The organism is Lysobacter sp. CCNWLW3, assembly GCF_036697405.1.
In the GTDB taxonomy this organism is placed as follows: domain Bacteria; phylum Pseudomonadota; class Gammaproteobacteria; order Xanthomonadales; family Xanthomonadaceae; genus Lysobacter.
In genome coordinates this window covers 703,313-724,265 of the sequence record NZ_JBAHWA010000001.1, presented here as the reverse complement: position 1 = coordinate 724,265, position 20,953 = coordinate 703,313, and the positions used below count along the sequence as shown (strand labels likewise).

Here is a 20,953-nt window from a genome sequence, read left to right as displayed (position 1 = left end):
TCGCTGATCCAATGATTCGTTATGTTCTGGTGGTCGGACTAGTCTTTTCCGGATGGGCGCGCGCGGAGCAGGGTTGCCCCGCGGGGCTCGCACCGATCGGCCAGGCGCCCGGTCCGATCTGCATGCCGCAGCCCGGTTACGGTGTAAGCGGGCAGGATCCGATTCAGCAGCGGCCGAACCTGCCGCAGCCGCGTTGGCTCGAGCGTTGGGGCGCCATCGCCATCGATGGCGTCGCCCAAAAGATGGGAGCAGTGACCGACAAGAAGAGCAGTCGCGACGCGCAGAAGGCGGCTTTGAAGGAGTGCCAGACTCGCGGTGGATCGGCTCAGGAATGCAAGAAGACGCTATTGGTTTACGGTAATGGTTGCGGCGCCGTGGCCTTGGGCGCCGATTTCGTGGTGGCCCGCGGCGGCGGCAGTATCGAACAGGCTTCGGAGCGCGCGCAGAAGGAATGCAGCGCGAACTCGGTTGACTGTGAGGTCTTGTACACACGTTGCAGCTATCCGGTGCTGGTCAACTGACGGCTCCAGCAGAGCATCGGTGCTTTGATGCGAAAGACTACGTGCTGCTTACTGATGTTCGGACTGTTCGCGTCCGGGCTGGCTTATGCGGAACAAGGGTGCCCCGCCGGTCTGATCCCGACGGGGCAAGCGCCCGGGCCGATCTGCGTGCCAATGCCTGGTTATGGAATTGGTGGGCCGAGTCCGGTGCAGCAACGGCCCAGCGCTCCCCAGCCTCGTTGGCTCGATCGTTGGGGGGCCGTTGCCTTCGACTCGGTCGCCGCCAAGATGGGTACGGCGACGGATCGAAAGAGCAGTCGCGATGCGGAGCGTGCAGCGCTTAAGGACTGCAAGAATCGCGGTGGCACGGAAAAGCAGTGTAAGAAGACGGTACTGATCTACGGCAACGGTTGTGGCGCTGTCGCTTTGGGCGGCGATCTGTTTGCGGCGCGCGGTGGCGGCAGCGTTGAGGACGCGTCCGCCAACGCCCTGAAAGCCTGCGAAATGGACTCGACCGGTTGTGAGGTTTTGTACACCCACTGCAACTACCCGGTATTGGCCAACGGAGGATGAGGGCTCGGTACTGGCTGCTCACTCTGTTGTGTTGCAGCAGCGGTTACGCGGAACAGCGTTGCCGGGCTGGCTTAGCGCCGATAGGCCAAGCCACCTGGTCCGATCTGCGTGCCGCAGCCGGGGTATGGTCTCGGCTGCGGCGAATTGACGCGACCGCAATCTGGCCCTCGCTGGCAAAGTCGCTACGGCGCCATGGCGATCGACTACGCCCGGGGTAAGCTCGGTACGGCAGCCGACATGAGCAACGCTCGTCTAGCTGAAAAGGCGGTGGTAGCCCAGTGTCGCGGCAACGGCGGAGACTCCGACGACTGTTGGAGGAACCTGTTGTCTTGGGGTAACGGCTGCGGCGTGGTCGCCTGGGGCGAGAGTTACGTGTCGCTGCGTAGCGAGGGCACGCGCGAACTCGCGGCCAGCGGAGTCATGAACTCGCAGCACTCGGCGGGCTGTCAGGTAATACGCGAGCTGCAGCTACTCGTTATTGATTCAATGATTCGTTATGTGCTGGTGCTCGGACTCACCCTTTCCGGGTGGGGGCGTGCGGGGCAGGCCTGTCTCCTGCGCTAAGCGCACCACAAAGGACTGATGGCGACCATGCGTAACCTGATAGCGTTTTGTCTGCTTATTGCAGGGATGTCGTGTTCCAGCTTCGTCTACGCCGAGCAGGGGTGTCCTGCCGGTTTGGCTCCGATTGGGCAGGCGCCAGGCCCGATCTGCGTACCGCAGCCGGGCTATGGGCTGGGAAGCCCGTCGGCCCCGGCTCAGAGCCAGCAGCCGAGCATGCCGCGACCGCGGTGGATTGATCGTTGGGGCGCCGTTTCCCTCGATGTCGTCGCATCGAAGATGGGCGTGGCGACGGAAAAAAAGAGCAGGCGCGAAGCTCAACGCAGCGCGTTGAAGGACTGCCAGGCTCGTGGAGGGGCCGCGCAAGAGTGCAAGAAATCGCTGTACACCTATGGAAACGGCTGTGGTGCTTTGGCCTTGGGTAGCGATTATGTCGCGTTCGATGGTGGCGGAACCGTCGAAGAAGCCACCAAGAAGGCGCAAAAGCTATGCGACCTGAATTCAACGAACTGTGAAGTTCTTTACACGCGTTGCAGCTACCCGGTGCTGGTCGACTGACTGGTCCAGTCGAGCGTAGGATGCTTCGATGCGAAAGACTAGGTGCTGCTTGCTGATGTTCGGACTGTTCGCGTCCGGGCTGGCCTATGCGGAGCAGGGGTGCCCCGCCGGTCTGATCCCGACGGGGCAGGCGCCCGGGCCGATCTGCGTGCCAATGCCGGGTTATGGCATTGGAGGGGCTAGTCCCGTGCAGCAACAGCCGCGCGGACCTCGGTGGAGCGATCGCTATGGCGCGATCGCGGCCGACTACGCACACGGCAAGTTCGGCACCGCGAGCAATATGTCGAGCAACCGCAAGGCTGTGGACTCCGCGCTTGCCGAGTGCCGCGCGAAGGGCGGTGTTGCGGAGGAGTGCAAGAAAGGCCTGCATTCCTGGGCCAACGGTTGCGGCGCGCTGGTCTGGGGCGATCAGTACGCGGTCACGCGTAGTGCCGCGTCCGAAGAACAGGCGTCCGCGGCTGCGCTCAAGGAGTGCGGCGAGAACACGAGCGACTGCCGGGTCTATTACTCGGCCTGCAGTTTGCCGGTCATGAAATGAGCGCCGATAGCGGTGCGTCGTCTCGAGGGCGGTAGCGAATGAGAGTCTGGTGTCTGCTCGCGCTCGTCATGGTTTCCTGCGCGGCCGGAGCCGAGCAGGGATGCCCGGAGGGCCTGGCCCCGATCGGCCAGGCGCCCGGTCCGATCTGCGTCCCGCAACCCGGCTACGGGGTCGGTGGCAGCGGGCCGCTGCAGCCGCGAGCGCCGCGCGGGCCGCGGTGGCAGTCGCGCTACGGGGCCATGTCCATCGACTACTCACGGGGCAAGCTCGGCACCGCGGCCAACCAAGGCAGCACCCGGCAAGCGGAAAAGGCGGCGATCGCCCAGTGTCGAGCCGACGGCGGAGACGATGCCAGCTGCCGGAAGAACCTCTTGTCCTGGGGCAACGGTTGCGGCGTGGTCGCCTGGGGCGCCAGTTTCGCGGCCATGCGCAGCGGGGCCTCGGTCGACGCGGCCGCCGCGGAGGCCTTGGAGGTATGCGGCCAGAACACGGCCGATTGCCAGATTTACTATTCCGGTTGCAGTTATCCGGTATCGGAGTAAATAATGGCGGCAATCCCGGCGGCGACGGATTCGCGGCCGGATGCGGTAAAGTAGTCGTAGGCGGCACGGTATCCGGACCTCGGTCCCCACCGTCCGCAGCGCCAGATCAAGGGGCGCGATCGCACAGCCGTGACTAGGAAGTCGCGGCGATCCTGCAATCGCTGCTCCGAGGAGTTACACCGCCGGCATCCGCCGGCGGACAACGTGCCCCAGGCCGCGCGCGGTCGAAGGCACCAGGAGACGCTGCGTCGGAAACTCGACGCGGCGTAGAGGTTTGCATGAAGCTACAACTCGTTCCCTTCGCGCTGCTGCTATGCATGCTCAGCGCCTGCGATTCGGCGTCCCATGCGCCGGCCGCACCCAAGGACGACCCTGCCGCCGCGCCCAAAGCCTCCGACGCGGTCGCTCCGCCTGCTCAAACCCCGCCCGTCACCGACAGCGCCGCACCGGCCGCTACGGTCCTGCCCGATCCTCCGCTACCCGAATCGGCCTGCAAGCCCGAAGGGTTCCGCGAGTTCTTCGAGGCTTACGTCGACTCCGAATCCGTGCGCAAGGCCTATACCTGGGCCGACGTGCGGGTCGGGCGTTACGCCGACCCCAAGCAGGACGCGCGCAGCGTCGCCGGGTCTGGCTACCGCGACTTCAGGATCGGCGCCGTCGATTACCGGTGGGTGTACCTGGACCCGGCCATCAAGGAGCCGGGCGACTATCCGCGACTGGACATCGACATCGAGCCCAAGGACAAGACCGCGCAGGTCGAGTACGTGAAGGCCGAGTTCGATGCCGACGACAACCTGGTGCGAACGGTCGGCGACCGTGGCGCCTATGTCTTCGAGTTGCGCGACAAGTGCTGGTACCTGACGCAGGACCTGCGCTGATCCAGCGCGGGTTTTCTTCTTTGTTCCGAGAAAATACGGAGGTGTCTCGTGGGCGGTAAGTACACGATCGTTGAGAGCGGCCCCAAGGGCCGTGAAGCAGTTCATTCGTACGAAGATCTCGAAATCCATCACCCCAGCAAGAAGGGCAAGGAGCCGGGGCGCCGCTACCAGGTGGTGGACGGCCACAACCAGGAAGTCCTGTCCTCGGGCGGCAAGGTCACCCATTCCAAGGACGGGCACGTGTTCGTGTCCAAGGATTTCATCCTGCTCGACGACAAGGGCAGCAAGGAAGGCCTGCGCACGCCGGCTCCGGCCGAGGGCTACATCAAGATCGAGAAGAACAGCGGTCTGGTGAAGATCTACGACAAGCTGCCCGACGGCGAGATGATCGCCCAGGTCCGTCACATGGACCTGCGCGGTTCCGGCCTCAAGGAAGGCGACCACATCAAGTACGGTCAGCCGATGGGCATCCAGTCCGGCATGGGCGGCGGCAAGCTCGACGCTTATCCGACCCACACCCATATCGACTTCAACGCCAATCATCTCGACAAGTTCAAGCAGTACATCCGCGATATCGACAGCGGCGTGATCACCGCCGAGCGCTACCCGGGCAAGGGTCAGCCGACCCAGGCCGCGGCGCCGGTGACCGCGCAGCACGACGAGCCGGCCAAGCACACGGCGCCGGCGCCTGCGCGCGCCTCGGCCGACGGCGTGCTGCGTTCGGGCGAGCAGGGCGCGGAGATCCGCGCGCTGCAGGAGTCGCTGAACAAGCTGGGCTATCACGACGGCAAGGGCCGCGCGCTGAATCCCGACGCCGACTTCGGCGCCAGCACCAAGGAAGCCGTGCAGGCCTTCCAGCGCGCGCACGGGCTCAAGGACGACGGCGTCGCCGGTCCCAAGACCCTGGGCGCGCTGAAGAAGGCCGAGCAGACCCCGCTGCTGTCGAACCCGGCGCATCCGGACCACGACATGTTCAAGCAGGCGGTGGGCGGTTTGGAGAAGCTGGGCCCGAACGCCGGCTTCAAGAACCACGCCGAGCTCGAGCGCGCCGCGGCCACGCTGACTTTCGAGGCCAAGGTCGGCGGCCTCAACCGCATCGACCACGTCGCGCTGAGCACCAACGGCACCGGTCTGTTCGCCGTCCAGGGCGGGCTGACCGATCCGGGCCACCACCGCGCTCACGTGGACAAGCTGCAGGCCGGCGCGCAGCCGCTGGAGCAGTCGACGTTCCAGCTGCAGCAGGACGCGCAGCAGCGCCAGAAGCTGGAACAGGCGCCGGCGGTCGCGCAGCAGCAGCGCGAAGCGCGCGTGATGGCCTGAGGTCGCAAACGCCGATCGACGCCCGGCGTCGATCGGCGCGAAGCCGGTTGCGGACCGCGTTGCGGCCGCGGTCGGCAAAGCCGAATGGAGTACCGAGCGAGAACATGCGCAAGTCGTTGACCTTGTTAGTGCTGATGACGTCGCTGGCGGCCTGCCAGGCGGCGCCAGGCGATGCGCAACCGCAGGCAGCTGCGTCCGCGTCCGCCGCGCAGACGCAGCCAAACCCGCAACAGGAAGTGCCCGTGAACAATCTGTCCGTGACGCCGCAGCAAGACGATCTGAGTCAGTTCATCCCCGCCGGCAGCAAGCAGTTGGCGGTGCAACGCGCCGATCTGGACGGCGACGGCCGCGAGGACGCGCTGCTGGTGATCGACCCGCCGTCGCAAGCGCAAGCCAAGTTGGGCGAGGGCGCGCCGCGCACCGTGGTGGTGCTGATCCGCGACGCCGCCGGCAAGCTGCAGGCAGTCAAGCGCAGCGACCGCCTGGTGCCGTGCGCGAAGTGCGGCGGCATCGCCGGCGACCCCTTCGGCTACGTGCGCGCCTACGCGGGCGGGTTCACGGTGCTGATCGAGGGCGGCTCGCGCGAGCGCTGGTCGGACGAGTTCGGCTTCGCCTATTCGGCCGAGCAGAAGGATTGGCTGTTGGAGAAGGCGGTGCGCAGCGTGGTCGACACCGACACCGGCGAGGACAAGCGCCTGGATCTGCAGCGCAAGGATTTCGGCGCGATCCGGCTGGAAGAGTTCGACCGGGACAAGCTGCCGTCCGTGGATGGGACCTGAGTACGCAACAAGGGCGCCGGCCCGGACCAGGAAGGTTCAGACAGGGCTTGGGTTTAGGCGATATGGCTAAGTCAACCAGGAGCTACACATGACGACGGATAGGGAAACGCAACTGCTGCAGGCCGCGACGGCGTCGGGGATATCCTCGCGTCGCGAGCTGGCGAATTTCATGGCCCAGGTCGGCCACGAATCGCACGGCCTGACCAAGCTCGAAGAGGGCTTTCGCTACACCAAGGGCATCTCGCAGATCCCGGTGAAATCGGCGATGCGCGAAGGCGCGCAGGCGCTGGAATCGGCGCGCCTGGAAGCCCTGCGCGGGCGCCCGGAGGCGCTGGCCGAACTGATGTACGGCGGCCGCATGGGCAACGACGAGCCCGGCGACGGCTACAAATACCGCGGCCGCGGCTACATGCAGCTGACCGGCAAGGACAACTACCGCTCCGCCGGCGAAGCGCTGGGCCTGGACCTGGTCCACCATCCGGACCTGGCCGCCAAGCCCGAGAACGCGGCCCGCATCGCGACCTGGTACTGGCAGCACAACGTGCCGGAGAACGCGCGCGAGGACGTGACCAAGGCCACCCGCGCGGTCAACGGCGGCACCAACGGCCTGGCCGATCGCGAAGCCCGCAACGAACGCTGGCTGCAGACCCTGACCCCCGAGCTGATGGAACAGCTCGCCGCCGGCCGCATCGGCCGCGCGGTGGAACCGCAGACGCCGGCCACGCCGGCTACGCGCACGGCGCCGAACGCGGCCGCCGACGGCGTCCTGAAGTCGGGCGAGAAGGGTCCGGCGATCGAAGCCATGCAGAAATCCTTGCACGCGCTGGGTTACACCGACGGCAAGGACCGCGCGCTCAACCCCGACGGCCATTTCGGCGCCAGCACCAAGGAAGCGCTGCAGGCCTTCCAGCGCGCGCACGGCTTGAAGGACGACGGCGTCGCCGGCCCCAAGACGCTGGATGCGTTGAAGAAGGCCGAACAGACGCCGCTGCTGTCCAATCCCTCGCATCCGGACCACGCCATGTTCAAGCAGGCGGTGGGCGGGCTGGAGAAGCTGGGCCCGAACGCCGGTTTCAAGAACCACGCCGAGCTCGAGCGCGCCGCGGCCACGCTGACCTTCGAAGCCAAGGTCGGCGGCCTGAAGCAGATCGATCATGTCGCCTTGAGCACCAACGGCACCGGCCTGTTCGCGGTCCAGGGCAACCTCAACGACCCCGGCCACCACCGCGCGCACGTGAACAAGCAACAGGCCGGCGAACAGCCGCTGGAGCAGTCCACGTTCCAGCTGCAGCAGGACACCCTGCAGCGCCAGAAGCTCGAAGCGCAGGCCAATCCGAACCAGACCCAGCCGCCGCCCACGCGCGCGATGGGTTGAGTCGACCCCGCCGCGCGCGAGCGCGGCGCCGGTACGGCCGTGTCCGCGAGGGGGCGAGATGCGGCCGTCGGCCCGGTCCGGTGCGTCCCCGTAGCAGGGCGCACCGGATCGAGTCGGTTGAGCTCGATCCGATCGCCGGCGAACCCCGTTTGCCGGGCTCCACCTATCGAAACCCCAGTCGAATCCGCTAATCGATTCCGTTCCAGGAAAGCTTATGAAATCTGCTCATCTTTTGTGCGCCGCGCTGCTGACCGTCCTGGCCGGCTGCAATTCAGCGACCGCTCCGACCGAGGCCGCGGCGACCGCGACGCCGGCCGCCAGCACGCCGGTACCGGCGCCCACCGCCGCCGCGGTCGAAGCCGATCCCGCCACCGCTCCCGTAGCCGCGGCGCCCGCCGGCGACGGCCGCTCGCTGTGCGCGGCCGACGAGGACGTCGTGCTGTCGTGCAAGCTGGCCGGCGGCCTGTTGGCCTCGCTGTGCGCATCCAAGGGCGTGAGCGACCAGGCCGGTTACGTCTATTTCGCCCAGGGCGCGGCGGGCCATCCCGACTACCTGTTCCCGGCCGACAAGGGCGTGCACGCCAAGCGCTTCAAGCGCACCCAGCTCGGTTTCGCCGGCAACACCGGCGGCTACGCCTATTCCTTCGAGGACGGCGGCCGCAAGCGCATCTTCTACTCGATCTCCGGCGAGAGCGGCCTGCAGGAGCAGGGCGTGATGATCGCCAGCGGCGACGCCGCCAAGGCCGAGAGCCTCGCGGCCTGCGAGCCCGGCAGCGTGGTCGACGACATCGACGACACCTTGTTCAAGTTCACCCGCGGTTGGGACCGCGACGCTGCGATCGATCGCGGCGGGCTTCCGGCCAAGCCCTGATCCGCACGGCCACCGCCGACACCACGCATAGCGATCGCATCAAGGAGGAAACCTAATGTCTACACCGAGCAACCGCGACTACCTGCTGCAGCGCGCCTACGAGGCGGGCATCCAAAACCCGCGCGAACTGGCCGCCTTCATGGGCCAGATGCAGGTCGAGTCCCGCTCCTTCGCGAGCATGCACGAGAACCTGGGCTACAGCGCCGAGCGCCTGCACGAGGTGTTCCCGGACCGCAACGGCATGAACACCCTGGCCGAGGCGCGCGATGTCGTGCGCGGCGGCCGCGAGCAGATCGCCGAGACCATCTACGGCGGCCGCTGGGGCCGCGACAACCTGGGCAACACCGAGCCCGGCGACGGTTGGCGTTTCCACGGCCGCGGCTACGTGCAGCTGACCGGCCGCGACAACTACGAGCGCGCCGGCCGCGAACTCGGCCTGGATCTGGCCACCAATCCCGACCTGGCCTCCGACCGCGCCAACGCCGCCAACATCGCCGTGCACTACTGGCAGAGCCGGGTCGTCCCGCACGGCAATCAGTTCAACGTGCGCGAGGCGACCCACGACATCAACGGCGGCTACAACCATCTGCGTGAGCGCGGCCAGGCGGTCGAGCAATGGGAACGCATGCTCACTCCCGAGGTGATGCAGGGGCTGGCGCGCGGCGAAGTGCTGCTGCCCGCGCAGGGCCGGGGCGGCCGCGATGCCATGGCCGACGGCGTGCTCAAGCTCAACGAGCGCGGCCAGGCCGTGGAGGACATGCAGGAAACGCTCAAGCGTCTGGGCTATCGCGACGCCCAGGGCAACGAGCTCAATCCCGACGGCCATTTCGGCCGCCGCAGCCAGGAAGCGCTGAAGGCGTTCCAGCGCGACCAGGGCCTGACCGACGACGGCATCGCCGGCCGCGATACCCTGGCCGCGCTGCGCAACGCGCAGAACCAACTGCCGGCCAACGAACGCGGTCGCGATCAGCCGGCCCAGCCGGCTGGCGCCGATCCGGCCCGCAGCAGCTCGCTGTCGGATCCGGGCAACCGCGACAACCCGATCTTCCGCCAGGCGGTCGCCGGCCTGGAGCGCCTGGGCCCGAACGGCGGCTTCGGCAATCGCGAAGAGATGGAGCGCGCCGCCGCCACCTTGACCTACGAAGCGCGGGTCAGCGGCCTGAACCGGATCGACCACGTGGTGCCCAACACCACCGGCACCGGCCTGTTCGCGGTCCAGGGCGGCCTCAACGACCCGGCCCACCACCGCGCCTTCGCCGATCGCGGCCAGGCGGTGGGGCAGAGCGTCGAACAGACCAGCCAGCGCCTGCAGCAGGACGTGCCGCAGCAGCAACCGGTCCCGACCCTGCCGCAACCGCAGCAGGAGCGCCAGCCGGCGCGCGTATGACCATGGCGGCCGCGCGTCGCGCCGCCGATGGCGACGCGCGGCCATCACCCTACACGCGGGAGCGCGTCTTGCGCCCCCGCCACCGGACCTCAGCCGTGCAGCCCCCCCGGGACGCGGCTGTGGCGGCGAGTCGGATGCGGGGCCGTTCTGCGGTCCCGCATCCGCCTAGCCTTGAAGCACCCTCGCGATTGCGCGAGCATACGGGCCAGGCTGCAGCAGCGGAGGCGCCATGAACGGACTCCCCCAGGGACAGGAACGCAGGGTCGACAGCGACGCGTCGGTGAAGACCCTGGACGACCTGCGACAGGCCGAACAACGCGCGCTGCTGAGCAGTCCCAGCCATCCCAACCACGACCTGTTCAAGCAGGTGCGGGTATGCCTGGATCGCCAGGACACCGTGTCCTCGCGTTCCCCCGAACAGAACGACAACCTCGCGGCCGCGCTCGCGGTCGAGGCCCGGCGCAACGAAATGCGCGTCAACCACGTCGTCCTGAGCAAGGACGGCGAGCGCGCATTCGCGGTCGAGGGCGATCTCAATTCGCCCGGGCGCCGGGTCACCTACGTCGAAACCGCACAAGCCGCCGCGCAGCCGATCGAACGCAGCGGCGAGCAGTTGGCGCAGCTGTCGCGCGAGCAGGAACAGCGCGACCGCCGTCAGCAGCAGGAGAAACAGGCCGAGCCGCAGCGCGAAGCACCGCTGCTGGGGCTGGGGCCGCGTTCCCTGTGAGGGCGGTGCAGACGCGGCCGGTCCGCGGGGTTGCACAGGCATTGGAGGCCAGATTGTGAGCGAATACCAACATCACGTACTGACGCGCGGCCACTACCACATCGTCGCCTTGACCCGGGACGAGGAGTTCGAGAACGACGACATCTATGCTTACGCGGTGATGTCGTCTTCCGGCGTCAAACTGCGCCAGGAGCTCTCGCTCAGCGACGCCAGGAACTGGATAGACGATAGGATAGAGCAGGACCGGGGCAGCCCCAGCAGCCCCGAGCCCGTGCGCGCACGCGAACGCGATCCGGTAGAAGCGACCCGCACGCGATCCTCGCTGGTCCGGCCCGGCCGGAAGCGGCGATGATGGCGGGGCGGGTCTTGGGGAACTTCATTAGGGAATAACACGTGAAAGGGAAGCTGATCTTCGCCCTGGGCCTGGGCCTCGTCGCCTTGGTCGCCGGGCTGTACCTGTCGGGCTATTTGGCGCTGCTGTTCCTCAAACTCGATACCGGCCTGCTCAAGTGGAGCACCTACACGGACTACGTGCGGGTGCTCGACCTGCCGCAGTACAAGCCGTACGCGGGCAAGATCAAGGCCTCCGGCTACATCGGCTTCGGCCTGCCGGGCCTGGCCTACCTGGCCATGGCGGTGCTGATCCTCAAGCCCAAGGCGCGCTCCATGCACGGCGACGCGCGCTTCGCCAACGGCATGGACCTGCAGAGCAAGGGCATGTTCAAGGCATCGCCCAACGGCATCGTGGTCGGCAAGTACAACGGCAAGCTGGTGCGCCTGGGCGGTCAGCAGTTCGTGATCCTGGCCGCGCCGACGCGCTCGGGCAAGGGCGTGGGCATCGTCATTCCGAACCTGCTCGAGTACCAGGAATCGATGGTGGTGCTGGACATCAAGCAGGAGAACTTCGACCTGACCAGCGGCTGGCGCGCCCAGCAGGGCCAGGAGATCTTCCTGTTCAATCCCTTCGCCGAGGACCGCCGTACCCACCGCTGGAACCCGCTGACCTACGTGTCCAACGACCCGGCGTTCCGGGTCTCGGACCTGATGAGCATCGCGGCGATGCTGTACCCGGACGGTTCCGACGACCAGAAATTCTGGGTCAGCCAGGCCCGCAACGCCTTCATGGCGTTCTCGCTGTACCTGTTCGAGGCCTTCGAGGAAGAGAACAAGATCGGCTTCCCCTTCGCCAGCGCGCCCACCATCGGCGCGATCTACCGCCTGTCCTCGGGCGACGGCAAGAGCGAGCTCAAGCCCTATCTGCAGGGGCTGTCGCAGCGTCCGTTCCTGAGCGACAACGCGCGCTCGGCGTTCGCCAACATGCTGTCGCAGGCCGACGAGACCTTCGCCTCGATCCTGGGCACGTTCAAGGAACCGCTGAACCCCTGGATCAACCCGGTGCTGGACGCGGCCACCAGCGCCGACGATTTCCTGCTGACCGACCTGCGCAAGAAGCGGATGACCATCTACGTCGGCATCCAGCCCAACAAGCTGGCCGAAAGCCGTTTGATCGTGAATCTGTTCTTCAGCCAGATCATCAACCTCAACACCCGCGAACTGCCGCAGAACAACAAGGCGCTCAAGCACCAGTGCCTGTTGCTGATGGACGAGTTCACCTCGATCGGCAAAGTCGACATCATCGCCTCGGCGGTGTCGTACATGGCCGGCTACAACATCCGCCTGCTGCCGATCATCCAGAGCATGTCGCAGCTGGACGCGACCTACGGCAAGGACATTTCGCGCACCATCATCACCAACCACGCCCTGCAGATCATCTACGCGCCGCGCGAGCAGCAGGACGCCAACGACTACTCCGACATGCTCGGCTACACCACGGTGCGCAAGCAGAACGTCACCCGCGGCCGCGAGTTCTCGCGCAGCGAGTCGGAAGAGCGCCGCGCGCTGATGCTGCCGCAGGAGCTCAAGGCCATGGGCTTCGACACCGAGGTGTTCCTGTACGAAGGCATTCCGCACCCGGTGAAGTGCGACAAGATCAAGTACTACCAGGACAAGTACTTCACCTCGCGCCTGATGCCCAAGGTGAGCGTGCCGACCCTGAACATCCGGGTCTGAGCCGCCGCTAGGCCGCCGCCGCCGCACACCGGCGCGGCGGCTGCACGATCGCGGCCGCGGCGATACGATGTCCGTCATCGGCCGCCCCCGCGGCCTTCAGCGACCGAACCTTCCCCATGCAGAACCTGCGCATCTCCCTGGTCCAAGGCGCCACCCGCTGGCACGACCCGGCCGGCAATCGCGACTACTACGGCCATCTGATCTCCGGGCTGCGCGGCACCACCGACCTGGTGCTGCTGCCGGAAACCTTCACCAGCGGCTTCAGCAACGAGGCCATCGGCAATGCCGAGACCATGGACGGGCCGACCGTGGCCTGGATCCGCGAGCAGGCGGCCAAGCTGGGCGCGGCGGTCACCGGCAGCGTCCAACTGCGCACCGACCAGGGCGTGTTCAACCGCCTGCTGTTCGCCACGCCCGACGGCGAACTGCATACCTACGACAAGCGCCACTTGTTCCGCTACGCCCACGAGCACGAGCGTTACGCCGCCGGCCGCGACCGCCTCACGGTGGAGTGGAAGGGCTGGCGGATCTGTCCGCAGGTCTGCTACGACCTGCGCTTTCCGGTGTTCTCGCGCAACCGCTACGACGTCGAGCGCCCCGGCGCGCTGGACTACGACCTGCTGCTGTATGTGGCCAACTGGCCCTCGGCGCGCGCCTATCCCTGGAAGACTCTGTTGCGTGCGCGGGCGATCGAGAACCTGTGCTACGTCGCCGGCCTCAACCGCGTCGGCGACGACGGCAACGGCCTGCATTATTCCGGCGACAGCGCGGTGATCGACTTCCTCGGCCATCCGGTCAGCGAATGCACCGACGAGGAAGTGGTGTCGACCACCACCCTGCAGGCCGAAGAACTGGCCGCGCACCGCGCGCGCTTCCCGGCGATGCTGGACGGGGATGCCTTCGAGCTGAAGTGAACGGGCAGGGCATCGGTCCGCTGCCGCCCCAACGCTCCGCTTGATCCGCCCGCGCAGATACGCCGCCCCCTGTAGGAGCGGCGCAAGCCGCGACCCGGACCGCCGCCGCCTGCGCCGGTTTCGTGTCCTGCGCATCGACCCAATCCCGAACCCGCGCCGCAACGCGCCGATCCCGGTCGCGGCTCACGCCGCTCCTACCCCAAAGCGCGGCGCCACCGCTTCCTGTGGGAGCGCCGCAAGCCGCGATCGACGCAGCGGCGGACCGCCAAATAGCCGCGCCCACCCCACCGCCCATTCATCGCGACCTCACGCCACGCCCACGCCCCCATCCGCGTCGAGGGCTACACTGGTCGAGCCGCGCCCTGCGCGGTAACCGCACCCACGGATGCCGGCGCCTCGCGTCCGGCCGGCCCGGACCGCGGCGCCGGTTCCCCACAACGGAGGAGCCCGCCATGGCATCGCAACGGCTACAGGACTACCTGCATTCGCATCAGGTGGCCTACGACACCCTCGCTCACCCCTACGCCATGACCGCGCACGGCGCGGCCGTCAGCGCCGACATCGACGATCACGAGATGGCCAAGACGGTGATGGTCAAACTCGACGGCCGCCTGGCGATGGCGGTGGTACCCGCCGACGAATGGCTGCGGCTCACGCGCCTGCGCGAAGCCAGCGGCGCGCAATACGTGGCGCTGGCCAGCGAGGCCGAGTTCAAGGAACGCTTTCCCGAGTGCGAGGTCGGCGCGATGCCGCCGTTCGGCAATCTCTATGGGCTGGAGGTCTACGCCGCCGACAGCTTGGCCGGCGAGGAACGCATCGCCTTCAATGCCGGCAGTCATCGCGAGCTGATGCGCATCGCCTGGTCGGACTTCGAGCAATTGGTGCATCCGCGCGTGGCCGCGCTAACGCGCCACTGAAGCCGATCGCATGGCGATGTCTTAGGCGAACCGGGCCCGGCGCCGCCTGCCGTCGGGCCTGAGCGCCGCGGTCGCCGCGATCCATGCGCATGGCGCCATGCGGTGGCGGCGCTATCGCGCCCGCGTGACCGATGGCACTGTGCGGGCCTGCGGCCGATACCCAAACCTAGCCCGCCATCCCGCGCCGACCGTCGGGAGCGGGAACCATGCCATGCCCTTCCGCAAAGCCTTGCTCGGCCTCGCCGCCGCCGGCGCGATCGCGCTGAGCGCCTGCAGCGCCACCCGGCCCGCGGCGGTCCGATCCGCCGGCGCCGCCGAAAGCGCGCACCGGCGCGGCGAACTGGTGGAACTGGTAGCGCTGGAGACGCTGGACCGGGCGCAGCTGCAGCGGATCGCGGCGGAGTTCCCCGGCAAGATCGCGGTCGCCGGCGGCGCCCGGCTTTACCGTGTCGTCTACCGCAGCCAATACCGGGGACGGCCGGTGCTGGCTTCCGGGCTGTACTCGGTGCCCGACGGCATCGGGGCGTCGAAGGGGACGGTGCTCTACCTGCACGGCACCCAGATCACCCGCGCCGCGTCGCCCTCGCAGCCGCAGCGCGTCGACGGCAACGAGGAAACCGCGGTGTTCGCCGGCAACGGCTACGAGGTGGTCTTGCCGGACTACATAGGCCTGGGCGTGTCCAGCGAGCCGCAGGCCTATCTGATCGCCGCGGCCCAGGTCGACGCCTCGATCGATTTGCTGCGCGCGGTGCGCAGCGCCGCCACGAAGCTGCAGCGCAGCGGCTCGCCCTCTCTTTATCTGATGGGGTTTTCGCAAGGCGGGCAGAGCGCGGCAGCCCTGCATCGTGCGCTGGAGCGCGAGCCCCTGGCCGGCTACCGCCTGCGCGGCTCGGTCGGCATCGCCGGCCCCTACGACCTGCGCGCACTGGTGGTCAGCAAGATCTCGCCCGCGCACGCCGCGGCGCCGAACAACGCCGGCTATTTCGCCTTCATCGCCAACGCCTATTCGGCTTACTACGGACATGCCCTGGACGAAATCCTGACGGCCGAGTACGCGGCCGCCGTGCCCGCGCTGTTCGACGGCGGCAAGACTCCGCAGCAGCTCGCGCCGGTGCTGCCCGAGGACGCGCGCCGGCTGTTCCGGCCCGAATTCCTGCGCGCGCTGCAAGCCGATCGGGACAACTGGCTCACGCGTGCGCTGGACGAGAATCGCACCGATCGCTGGGCGCCGGTCGCGCCGTTCCGGATCTACTACGGCGACGACGACAGCGATGTATTGCCGCAGTCCGCGCAGGCCTTCCATGCGTACGCGAAAGCGCACGGCGGCAACGTGTCGCTGCACGCCCTGGGCGCGGTGGATCACTGGAACAGCGCTGCGCTGACTTACGCGCCGGCGCTGGCCTGGTTCGATGCGTTGAGCGTCGCCGAGTAGCCGCGTCGACGTGAGGTGCGGCGACCACCGCGGCATCGCGCAGCGGCAAATATCGCGACGCCAGCCTTGGATCCCTTCGCGATAAACGCGACGGGCCCGTCGGATCGTGCGCGTAGTTGGTAGAAGCAAATCCCCCTGAATCCCCCTTTCCCAAAGGGGGGCGAAGCGGGCGACGGGCTGGATCGCTGGAAGGCTGCGCGATCGATTCAATCCACCCGACGCAGCACCTGCGCCTGGCTGGCGCCGCGCTTATGGAAATAGACCTGTTCGGCGGCCCAGCGCAGCGGCGCGGAGTGCAGCAGCAGGTCGAAGGGCCAGTCGAATTGGAAGCGGTCGAAGGCCCAGCGCAGCGCGCGCTTGGTACGGAAGCGCGGCGCGCTGTCGATCGCCACCTGCTCCGGCGCCGGCCCGCCGCCGCGCAGGTGCGCGGCCAGGGCCTGGCCCAGGGTCCAGCCGTGGGCCCAGGCCGAATGGATGCCGCCGGCGGTCACCGGCGAGACGATGCCGGCCGCGTCGCCGGTCAGCAGCGCGCCGTCGCGCGCGAGCGGAAACACCGGGCCGCTGCAGGGAATCAAGCCGGCGCGGGTCGAGTCGGGCGTGTCGATGGGCAGACCGACCAATGTGCCGACGCGAGCCAGGAAGCCGTCGATGTCGGGCACGCGCGCGCGCTCGGGATCGTGGCGCAGGGCCAGGCCGGCTTGCACGCCGGTCGGATTCTGCGCGATCCAGCCGATGTAGCCCGGCGCGTAGCGCTTGCTGACGAAGCAGTGCAGGGCGTCGGGTTCCGGCAACTGCGCGCCGGCGAACTCGTACTCGATGCCGTACAGGAATTCGCTGACCCGGCCCAGGCCGGCGCGTTCGGCCACCCGCGATTTGGCGCCGTCGGCGCCGACCAGACAACGCGCGCGGCAGTGGATGGGCAGCAGCCCCTGCGACACGCCTTCGACGCGCCAGCCGTCGCCGTCGCGCTCGGCCTGGGTGAACGAGGCGCCCAGGCGCAGATCCACGCCGTTGCGGCGCAGTTCGTCGGCCAGCCAGCGCATCAGCCGCGGCGTATCGGTGGTGAGGAAGTAGTAGCCGGGCGCGTTCAGGGCCAGGCTCTGCAGGCGCGGCGAATACAGGCGCACGCGTTCGACGCGGTGCAGGCAGTCGCTGGGCGCGCGGCTCAGCCAGGTCTGTTCGGCGGCCTCCTTGACCACGATGCCGGTGGTGCGCAAACGCTCGCCGGGATCGCTCTTGCGTTCCAGCACGGTCACGCGCAGGCCCGCGCGCGCGGCCGCGAGCGCGCAGGCCGCGCCGGCGAAGCTGGCGCCGACCACCAGCACGTCGCAATCGTAGGAAGAGTCGTGAAGCGGCATGGCGGGCATCCGTATCGAAGGGCGCAGCCACTGTCGCGCCAGGCGATGAAGCCTGGATGGGGCGAATGTGAAGTCCGGCGCGCAGATCGACGTGTGCCGCGTCAGTCCTCGCTGGGGCGCCAACGCGACGTCGCCTCGCGGCTCTCGGTGCCGAGGGCGAGCCGCTGCCGACGCAGGGCTTTCAAGCCTAGATCGGCTCGCGCCAAGTCCAACAGTTCCGGCGAGGGCGGCCTCGCGCGATCGCGCATCAGCGCCTCGCCGAGGTTGCGCAGGATCTGCACCGGAGTCATCAGCAGACCGAACGGAAAGCCCCACCAGCCCAGGGCCGCCGAATAGCCCGCGTCCAGCAGGTTCGCGCGGATACCGCAGGCGCGGCAGCCAGGCTTGCTGGTCGTGCCCCAGCGGGTGATGAACAGCGCCGACCAGACGTGATAGGACCTACGCACCTCGACAGGCGAGCCCTGGCGTCGGCATTGCGGGCAGGGGCCGTGCTGCAGTGCCTGCGCGTGTCGATGGATGGCGTCGTCGTCGAAGTCCGCCGCGGCTTCCATGATCCGCATGTGATCACGGCAGCCGATGCTGCAAAAGGTCTGCTCGCCGTCGTGCACGGGCGCAATCCCGTTGGACTTGCCGCAGTGGTCGCAATCGTTGGTGACCCCGGTGCGGCGAAAGCGGTCCTTCTTCGCCTGTACCACCAAGGCCGGCAATTCGGTCTCCGATACGCCGCGTTCCTGCAACACGATCCGCAAGGCCGCGCGTGCCTCGTCGGTGAGTTGCGACGTCGCCAGACGATCGAGCAATTCGTAGTTTTCGAGCGCGCGGAAGCGCTCGACGAAATCCGCTTGCGTGTACATCCCGGCCCCCCTGCGACCGATTCCCCGCGCGAAGTATGCGGGCCGCGCGAGCGAGCGCAAAAGAAAAGGCGCCGAAGCGCCTTTTCTTCATTCACGGGTCGCCAGCGCTCAGCCGCGCGGACCGCGACCGCCGCCGGGGCGGCCGCCGCCGCGCGGGCCGCCGGGACGCGGGCCGTTGGCGTTCGGGCGCGCGCCGCCCGGGCGCGGGGCGCCACCGGGACGACCGCCGGGCTTGCCGCCCGGGCCGCCGGCCGGACGCGGCGTGCGCGGACGCTCGCCGTAGGGATTGAAGCCGCCGGGGTTGGCGTGGTCGGAGGGGAAGCTGGGCGCATTGCCGGGGTGACCGTAGGGACGCGAGCGCTGGCCCTGGCCTTGACCCTGACCGCCAACGCCGCCGCCGCGACGCTCGCCGTAAGGGCTATTGCCGCCGCCGCTGCGTTCGCCGCCGAAGCCGCCGCCGGGACCGCGCTCGGAGCGGCCCTGGCCGCCGCCGTAACCGCCGCCGCTGCGCGCGCCGCCGCCGGCACCCGCGCCGGCACGACCGCCGCCACCGCCGGGCTTGCCGCCGTAGGGCTTCTTGGGGCCGCGGCTGTCGGGATTGCGGTGACCGCTGGGGCCGGTGTCGACGCCGTCGGGCACGTACCAGGTGCGGAACGCGGCCGGGTTGCCGTCCGGCAAGGGCTTGGGCCCCTTGTCCTTGCGCTGCTTGAACGGCTTCTGCGACTGATTGGCCGCGGCTTCGCCGCTGACCGTCAGGCCGCCGTGCTTGCGCGGACCGCCGCGGCCGCGGCCGCCTCGATCCTCGCGCACGTGATCGAAACGGCGCAGTTCGCGACCTTCGTCGGCGGTGTTGTGGCCGCCCACGTAGCCGGGCGAACGCTCGCTGCCGGACAGGTGCACGGTGGACTTGGCGGCCTTGCGCTGGCCGATCACCGGCTGCAGCGTCAGCGCCGACGGGGTGCCGTCTTCCAGGCCCAGTTCGCCGCGCAGCGCTTCGACCTTGTCGGAGGCCAGTTCCTGCGATTGGCCGCGCAGCAGTTCGCGCGGCAGCGACACGCTGCCGTAGCGGATGCGCTTGAGGCGGCTGACCTGGCAGCCCTGCGATTCCCACAGGCGGCGCACTTCGCGGTTGCGGCCTTCCTTCACGACGACGCGGAACCAGTCGTGCGAATCGCTGCCGCCGACGCGTTCGATCTCGTCGAACTTGGCCGGGCCGTCCTCCAGCGAGACGCCGCGGGCGAGGCGGTCGACGATGTTGTCGGCGACCTTGTCCTGGCCTTCCGGCGCGCGCACGCGGCAGACGTATTCGCGTTCGACTTCGAACGACGGGTGCATCAGCGCGTTGGCGAGCTCGCCGTCGGTGGTCAGCAGGAGCAGGCCGGTGGTGTTGATGTCGAGCCGGCCGATCGCGATCCAGCGCGCGCCCTTGAGAGCGGGCAGGGATTCGAAGATGGTCGGGCGGCCTTCGGGGTCGTCGCGGGTGGTGACTTCGCCTTCGGGCTTGTTGTACATCAGCACGCGCGCCGGCTCGGTCAGCGCGCTGGCGACGAAGCTGCGGCCGTCGAGCTCGATCTTGTCGCCGCCCTTGATGCTCATGCCGACCTGCGCGGTCTCGCCGTTGACCTTGACCAGGCCGTCGGCGATGCGCTGTTCGAGCGCGCGGCGCGAGCCCAGGCCGGCCTGCGCCAGCACCTTGTGCAGACGCTCTTCCAGACGCGGCGCCTCGGTGGAGGCGGCGTCACCGCTGCGCTTCAATGAAAGCTTGCGGGGTTTGTGTTCGCTCATTTCTGTTGCTCCGGCCGGTCGTCTTCGGACTCGGCCTCTGAATTCGGAACGTGCTCGTCAACGGCCTGGGTCGCCGTCTCGACGGCGTGAGGGTCTTGCTCGTGATCGTTCGCGTCTGCCGCGCGCTCGCCCGGCGCGGCATCGGGGTCGTCCATGGGGACGGATTCGGGTTCTTGCCCGGCCTCGTCGGCGGATTCGCCGGCGTCGCCGTTGGTGTCGGTGCTGTCGTGTTCGTCGCCGGCTTCGCCGCCATCGTCGAGGTCCGCGGCCTGGATGTCGTTGCCATCCGTCGCGGGCTCGTCGCCGGCTTCGTCGCCGCCGACCTCGTCGTTGCCGGCCGCGTCCTCGTCGGCGCCGCTGGCGATGCCGCCGGCCTCGATCTGGCTGGGCGCGGGCGGGCCGTCGAACTGCAGCTGCGGTTCCAGCTCGCCGATGTCCTTGAGCTCCGACAGCGGCGGCAGCTCGTCCAGGCGCTTGAGGCCGAAGTAGTCGAGGAAGGCCTTGGTGGTGCCGAACAGGGCCGGCTTGCCGGGCACGTCGCGGTGGCCGACCACGCGGATCCACTCGCGCTCTTCCAGCGCCTTGATGATGTTGCTGTTGACCGCGACGCCGCGGACCTGCTCGATCTCGCCGCGCGTGATCGGCTGGCGGTAGGCGATCAGGGCCAGGGTTTCCAGGGTGGCGCGGGTATAGCGGGTCTGGCGTTCGGTCCACAGGCGCGCGACCCAGGGGTGCACGTCGGACTGGACCTGGTAGCGGAAGCCCGAGGCCAGCTCCACCAGTTCCACGCCGCGTTCCTTGCAGCCCTCGCGCAGGGCCTCCAGGGCCTGCTCGACGCTGTCGGCGGGCGCCGGCTGGTCTTCCGGGAACAGCGCGTGCAGCTGCGCCAGGGTCAGCGGCTGGTTGGCCGCGAGCAGGGCGGCCTCGACGATGCGGGTGATGAAATGTTGATCCATGGGGCGTGCGGGTTCTTACCGTTGGGTGCCTTGCGGCGGCGCTGCGGCGTTCGGGAGG

At 68.5% G+C, this 20,953-nt stretch carries 22 protein-coding genes; 18 read left to right on the top strand and 4 right to left on the bottom strand.

The features are described 5' to 3' along the window. The first annotated feature begins 11 nt into the window (after positions 1-11). The 18 genes from V1318_RS03250 (at position 12) to V1318_RS03165 (ending at position 15,942) form a co-directional block, all read left to right on the top strand. Positions 12-521 carry a DUF4189 domain-containing protein gene (locus V1318_RS03250; RefSeq protein WP_332937642.1) on the top strand — a complete coding sequence of 170 codons (510 nt, stop codon included), beginning with the start codon at positions 12-14 and terminating at the stop codon, positions 519-521. A 54-nt stretch (positions 522-575) separates the two neighbouring features. Continuing rightward, complete coding sequence (locus V1318_RS03245) at positions 576-1,073, top strand: DUF4189 domain-containing protein (RefSeq protein WP_332937641.1); 498 nt, start codon at positions 576-578, stop codon at positions 1,071-1,073. A gap of 192 nt (positions 1,074-1,265) precedes the next feature. Continuing rightward, complete coding sequence (locus V1318_RS03240) at positions 1,266-1,637, top strand: hypothetical protein (RefSeq protein ID WP_332937640.1); 372 nt, start codon at positions 1,266-1,268, stop codon at positions 1,635-1,637. Between the two features lie 27 nt (positions 1,638-1,664). Next, a complete protein-coding gene (locus V1318_RS03235; RefSeq protein ID WP_332937638.1) occupies positions 1,665-2,192 on the top strand; it encodes a DUF4189 domain-containing protein in 528 nt (175 codons plus the stop codon). A 55-nt stretch (positions 2,193-2,247) separates the two neighbouring features. After that, a complete protein-coding gene (locus V1318_RS03230; RefSeq protein ID WP_332938324.1) occupies positions 2,248-2,730 on the top strand; it encodes a DUF4189 domain-containing protein in 483 nt (160 codons plus the stop codon). 239 nt (positions 2,731-2,969) lie between these two features. Next, on the top strand, positions 2,970-3,272 hold the full coding sequence (locus tag V1318_RS03225) for a DUF4189 domain-containing protein (protein ID WP_332937636.1): 303 nt from the start codon (positions 2,970-2,972) through the stop codon (positions 3,270-3,272). A gap of 278 nt (positions 3,273-3,550) precedes the next feature. Continuing rightward, the gene (locus V1318_RS03220; RefSeq protein WP_332937634.1) at positions 3,551-4,150 is read left to right on the top strand and encodes a hypothetical protein; all 600 of its coding nucleotides are present in this window, start codon (positions 3,551-3,553) and stop codon (positions 4,148-4,150) included. A gap of 48 nt (positions 4,151-4,198) precedes the next feature. After that, positions 4,199-5,470, top strand: a complete 1,272-nt coding sequence (locus V1318_RS03215) for a peptidoglycan-binding domain-containing protein (protein WP_332937632.1) — start codon at positions 4,199-4,201, stop codon at positions 5,468-5,470. Positions 5,471-5,712: 242 nt separating this feature from the next. Next, positions 5,713-6,249, top strand: coding sequence for a hypothetical protein (locus V1318_RS03210; protein WP_332937631.1), 537 nt, complete (start codon positions 5,713-5,715; stop codon positions 6,247-6,249). Positions 6,250-6,337: 88 nt separating this feature from the next. After that, positions 6,338-7,624: an XVIPCD domain-containing protein gene (locus tag V1318_RS03205; RefSeq protein WP_332937630.1), complete on the top strand. Its 1,287-nt coding sequence runs from the start codon at positions 6,338-6,340 to the stop codon at positions 7,622-7,624. Between the two features lie 214 nt (positions 7,625-7,838). Next, positions 7,839-8,495 (top strand): hypothetical protein, encoded by a 657-nt coding sequence (locus tag V1318_RS03200; protein ID WP_332937628.1) that lies wholly within the window; start codon positions 7,839-7,841, stop codon positions 8,493-8,495. 55 nt (positions 8,496-8,550) lie between these two features. Next, on the top strand, positions 8,551-9,882 hold the full coding sequence (locus tag V1318_RS03195; RefSeq protein ID WP_332937626.1) for an XVIPCD domain-containing protein: 1,332 nt from the start codon (positions 8,551-8,553) through the stop codon (positions 9,880-9,882). 229 nt (positions 9,883-10,111) lie between these two features. Then, complete coding sequence (locus V1318_RS03190; RefSeq protein ID WP_332937624.1) at positions 10,112-10,609, top strand: XVIPCD domain-containing protein; 498 nt, start codon at positions 10,112-10,114, stop codon at positions 10,607-10,609. 55 nt (positions 10,610-10,664) lie between these two features. Beyond that, a complete protein-coding gene (locus V1318_RS03185) occupies positions 10,665-10,961 on the top strand; it encodes a hypothetical protein (protein WP_332937622.1) in 297 nt (98 codons plus the stop codon). Between the two features lie 53 nt (positions 10,962-11,014). Beyond that, positions 11,015-12,679 (top strand): type IV secretory system conjugative DNA transfer family protein, encoded by a 1,665-nt coding sequence (locus V1318_RS03180; protein WP_332938321.1) that lies wholly within the window; start codon positions 11,015-11,017, stop codon positions 12,677-12,679. A 116-nt stretch (positions 12,680-12,795) separates the two neighbouring features. Next, a complete protein-coding gene (locus tag V1318_RS03175) occupies positions 12,796-13,593 on the top strand; it encodes an amidohydrolase (RefSeq protein ID WP_332937621.1) in 798 nt (265 codons plus the stop codon). 452 nt (positions 13,594-14,045) lie between these two features. Beyond that, on the top strand, positions 14,046-14,510 hold the full coding sequence (locus V1318_RS03170) for a YbaK/EbsC family protein (RefSeq protein ID WP_332937619.1): 465 nt from the start codon (positions 14,046-14,048) through the stop codon (positions 14,508-14,510). Between the two features lie 211 nt (positions 14,511-14,721). After that, a complete protein-coding gene (locus V1318_RS03165; RefSeq protein ID WP_332937617.1) occupies positions 14,722-15,942 on the top strand; it encodes an alpha/beta hydrolase in 1,221 nt (406 codons plus the stop codon). Positions 15,943-16,148: 206 nt separating this feature from the next. Here the strand turns inward: V1318_RS03165 and V1318_RS03160 are convergent, their stop codons facing one another. From V1318_RS03160 to scpB, 4 genes are all read right to left on the bottom strand, one after another. Continuing rightward, positions 16,149-17,300, bottom strand: coding sequence for an NAD(P)/FAD-dependent oxidoreductase (locus V1318_RS03160; RefSeq protein ID WP_332937614.1), 1,152 nt, complete (start codon positions 17,298-17,300; stop codon positions 16,149-16,151). A 101-nt stretch (positions 17,301-17,401) separates the two neighbouring features. Next, positions 17,402-18,154, bottom strand: a complete 753-nt coding sequence (locus V1318_RS03155) for a hypothetical protein (protein WP_332937612.1) — start codon at positions 18,152-18,154, stop codon at positions 17,402-17,404. Between the two features lie 108 nt (positions 18,155-18,262). Continuing rightward, complete coding sequence (locus V1318_RS03150; protein ID WP_332937611.1) at positions 18,263-19,939, bottom strand: pseudouridine synthase; 1,677 nt, start codon at positions 19,937-19,939, stop codon at positions 18,263-18,265. Continuing rightward, positions 19,936-20,895 (bottom strand): SMC-Scp complex subunit ScpB, encoded by a 960-nt coding sequence (gene scpB / locus V1318_RS03145; protein WP_332937609.1) that lies wholly within the window; start codon positions 20,893-20,895, stop codon positions 19,936-19,938. Before scpB ends, V1318_RS03150 begins: the two co-directional genes overlap by 4 nt. Positions 20,896-20,953 lie beyond the last annotated feature (58 nt).

Coding starts and splice junctions, on each gene's coding strand:
- V1318_RS03250 (WP_332937642.1), top strand. CDS start 12: ATGATTCGTTATGTTCTGGTGGTCGGACTAGTCTTTTCCGGATGGGCG.
- V1318_RS03245 (WP_332937641.1), top strand. CDS start 576: ATGTTCGGACTGTTCGCGTCCGGGCTGGCTTATGCGGAACAAGGGTGC.
- V1318_RS03240 (WP_332937640.1), top strand. CDS start 1,266: ATGGCGATCGACTACGCCCGGGGTAAGCTCGGTACGGCAGCCGACATG.
- V1318_RS03235 (WP_332937638.1), top strand. CDS start 1,665: ATGCGTAACCTGATAGCGTTTTGTCTGCTTATTGCAGGGATGTCGTGT.
- V1318_RS03230 (WP_332938324.1), top strand. CDS start 2,248: ATGTTCGGACTGTTCGCGTCCGGGCTGGCCTATGCGGAGCAGGGGTGC.
- V1318_RS03225 (WP_332937636.1), top strand. CDS start 2,970: ATGTCCATCGACTACTCACGGGGCAAGCTCGGCACCGCGGCCAACCAA.
- V1318_RS03220 (WP_332937634.1), top strand. CDS start 3,551: ATGAAGCTACAACTCGTTCCCTTCGCGCTGCTGCTATGCATGCTCAGC.
- V1318_RS03205 (WP_332937630.1), top strand. CDS start 6,338: ATGACGACGGATAGGGAAACGCAACTGCTGCAGGCCGCGACGGCGTCG.
- V1318_RS03200 (WP_332937628.1), top strand. CDS start 7,839: ATGAAATCTGCTCATCTTTTGTGCGCCGCGCTGCTGACCGTCCTGGCC.
- V1318_RS03195 (WP_332937626.1), top strand. CDS start 8,551: ATGTCTACACCGAGCAACCGCGACTACCTGCTGCAGCGCGCCTACGAG.
- V1318_RS03190 (WP_332937624.1), top strand. CDS start 10,112: ATGAACGGACTCCCCCAGGGACAGGAACGCAGGGTCGACAGCGACGCG.
- V1318_RS03175 (WP_332937621.1), top strand. CDS start 12,796: ATGCAGAACCTGCGCATCTCCCTGGTCCAAGGCGCCACCCGCTGGCAC.
- V1318_RS03170 (WP_332937619.1), top strand. CDS start 14,046: ATGGCATCGCAACGGCTACAGGACTACCTGCATTCGCATCAGGTGGCC.
- V1318_RS03165 (WP_332937617.1), top strand. CDS start 14,722: ATGCCCTTCCGCAAAGCCTTGCTCGGCCTCGCCGCCGCCGGCGCGATC.
- V1318_RS03160 (WP_332937614.1), bottom strand. CDS start 17,300: ATGCCGCTTCACGACTCTTCCTACGATTGCGACGTGCTGGTGGTCGGC.
- V1318_RS03155 (WP_332937612.1), bottom strand. CDS start 18,154: ATGTACACGCAAGCGGATTTCGTCGAGCGCTTCCGCGCGCTCGAAAAC.
- V1318_RS03150 (WP_332937611.1), bottom strand. CDS start 19,939: ATGAGCGAACACAAACCCCGCAAGCTTTCATTGAAGCGCAGCGGTGAC.
- scpB (WP_332937609.1), bottom strand. CDS start 20,895: ATGGATCAACATTTCATCACCCGCATCGTCGAGGCCGCCCTGCTCGCG.